Origin of the sequence: Armatimonas sp., from assembly GCF_043760365.1 — a bacterium.
GTDB lineage: Bacteria > Armatimonadota > Armatimonadia > Armatimonadales > Armatimonadaceae > Armatimonas.
The window spans coordinates 1-2,039 of record NZ_JAYUPA010000250.1; the positions used below are offsets into that span (position 1 = coordinate 1).

General features: G+C 61.9%; 2 protein-coding genes and 1 pseudogene. 2 read left to right on the forward strand and 1 reads right to left on the reverse strand.

Features of this window, described 5'->3' with window-relative positions:
• Nucleotides 1-383, reverse strand: a pseudogene (locus tag ACH2EH_RS06035) (hypothetical protein); the annotation flags it as partial.
• A gap of 72 nt (nt 384-455) precedes the next feature.
• On the opposite strand from ACH2EH_RS06035, the gene ACH2EH_RS06040 reads away from it, so the two are divergent.
• Together ACH2EH_RS06040 and ACH2EH_RS06045 are read left to right on the forward strand one after the other, a co-directional pair.
• Entirely contained in the window at nt 456-956 is a 501-nt protein-coding gene (locus tag ACH2EH_RS06040) for an NUDIX hydrolase (protein WP_395139906.1), read from the forward strand.
• Nucleotides 957-1,009: 53 nt separating this feature from the next.
• The coding region (locus ACH2EH_RS06045) for a vanadium-dependent haloperoxidase (RefSeq protein ID WP_395139908.1) at nt 1,010-2,039 on the forward strand (1,030 nt) is incomplete at its 3' end.

The following is a 2,039-nucleotide window of genomic DNA, read 5'->3' on the forward strand; positions in this document are numbered from 1 at the left end:
AGCTCGCCGGTGTAGAGTCTCTGTGCCTCCGCCCATTTTTTGTGGCGCACCGCACTCTCGAACTCCCGCACATCGCAGCTCAATGCTTCCGTGCGCACGCGCACGCTCTGCCGGTCTGCCACAAAAAAGCCCTCACCGGTCAAGCCTGCGGGAACGAGGGTACGACGTAGCGATGAGAGCGCATGGCGCAGACGCGCGAGGCCCGTCTCCCGGTCGCTCTCGGGCCAGAGCAGATCTGCCAGCTCCTCTCGGGTGTGCACGCGCTGGGGCTGGAGCGCAAGGCGTGCCAGAAGCGCCACGATCTTGCGGCTCTCCAACCGCGTGACGACACGCTCGCCGCACACCACCCGCAGCTCACCGAATAACTCTACTCGCCAGTGCATACTTCTTCTTAGATTGTATCTCTGTGCATGCAGATTTGTATCCTCAGTCGGTTGTTTGTGTATACTGAGAGTGTGTCTAATTTCCCGCAACGTGCGCCCGATGGTGTTCAAGTCGTCGTCTCTGACTCCGAAAACCGAGTGCTTCTCCAGAAGCGCGAGGATTTTCGTCTCTGGAGCCTGCCGGGCGGTAAGATCGAGCCCGGCGAGACGCCCGAAGTCGCCGCCGTGCGGGAGCTTCAGGAAGAGACGGGCTTTACCGTGTCACTGACGCGCTGCGTTGGATTTTATTGGCGGCCTGATCTACCCGGCGGCGGTGTGCTGGTGCAGGTATTTGCCGGACAGATCGTCGAGAAAATCGGCGAGCCGGGCTGGGAGTCCGTGGCCGTGGACTGGTTCACGATGGAGACACTTCCGCGCTCCGTCCCCGGCTGGACACGCCACGTTCTCCTAGACACCTCCCTCAACGCCGCCCCCGTCCGCCGCATCCAGCGCCTCCCACTCTGGAAAGCCTGGCTCGTCCGCCTGCTCTACGCGCTTCGTCGGTTGCGGAACCAGCTTACGGGCCGACGGTAGTCCTACCGACTAGAGAGGTACCGTGCCTGGGAAACATGTGCTACACTATTTTTGTGAATAAAGGCACTGTACTCACCCGACGGCGTTTTTTGGCTGGAGCGCTTGCGCTGCCTCCTACCCTTGCCCTCGTGGGCTGTGGGGGCGGAGGAGGGGGCAGTACACCGAGCCGAAGCGTCTCGGGGCGCTGGGCACAGGAAGTTCTCAATGCCATCAGCAGTACAACCTTGGGGCCGCCCATGAATGCGCGGGCAATTGCAATGGTGCACACCGCCGCCTTCGATGCCTGGGCCTGCTACGATGCCTTTGCCGTGGGCACGCAACTCCGTGGCTCGCTTCGTAGGCCCGAAGGCGAGCGGACACAGGGCAACAAAGAGGAGGCCGTCAGCTTTGCAACGTACCGAGCGCTCGTGGATCTCTATCCCTCCCAGAAAGTGGCGTTTGATAGCCTGATGACCAGTCTGGGCTACGATCCTGCTAATCTGTCGCTAGATACCACCACGGCGGCAGGAATCGGGAATCGCTGTGCGCAAGAGCTCCTGAGCTTCCGCCACACCGACGGGGCCAACCAGCTCAATAGCTACGCCGATACCACGGGCTATGTTCCGGTGAACGGCCCCGACTCTGTAGTAGACCCGAAGTACTGGCAGCAGATTCGCTTTCCCAACGGCAGTGCCCCGGCCTATATCGCGCCGCACTGGGGCCTCGTGACGCCATTCGCGTTCGCGTCGTCTTCGGCACTGCGCCCGGTAGCCCCGCCCGAGTTTGGCTCCGCGCTCTATATCGCTCAGATGAACGATGTCATTAAGCTCACCGCTGACCTGACAGCCCAGCAGAGAGCTCTGGTGGAGTACTGGGCCGACGGGCCACGCTCGGTGCAGCCACCAGGGCACTGGCTGTTCTTCGCCACTGCCGTCTCCGACCAGGGTCAGTACGATCTGGATCGGGATGTGAAGCTCTTCTTTACCCTTGGCAACGCCGTGATGGACGCGGGCATTGGGTGCTGGGAGTGCAAGCGGTTTTACAATACCTCGCGGCCCATCACCGCGATTCGTGCGCTCTCGCCAGGCACTGGCAGCTGGGTAC